Below are 343 nucleotides of genomic sequence, written 5' to 3' on the forward strand. Positions count from 1 at the left end.
AAGCGAATTATTCCTGCTTTAGTGACAATGCTGGTAGTCACCTCCGTCATTGCATACTTTGTATTACTTCCTAGTGACTTAATCACTTACGCTGACTCATTAAAGTCAGCCTTGTACTTCGGTTCAAACTACTACTTCTACTCTGAAGATAGTTATGTCGCAGATGCCAGTATCTATAAACCACTGCTACATACTTGGAGTTTAGCCGTTGAGTGGCAGTTTTATATCATTTACCCCGTTATTGTGTGGTTTGTTAATCGTTTCTTTAAGCAGTACATGTTTGAAGCTTTACTTGGATTGGCCCTTTTATCACTACAGTTATCTTCTTTCATTGTCGGTAATT

The 343-nt window shown here is 38.2% G+C and carries 1 pseudogene; it reads left to right on the forward strand.

Features of this window, described 5'->3' with window-relative positions:
- Window positions 1-343 (forward strand): annotated as a pseudogene (locus ACK8OT_RS19355) (acyltransferase family protein); the annotation flags it as partial.

It is taken from the genome of Motilimonas thetidivivens, assembly GCF_046452435.1.
Classification (GTDB): domain Bacteria; phylum Pseudomonadota; class Gammaproteobacteria; order Enterobacterales; family CBDFNC01; genus Motilimonas.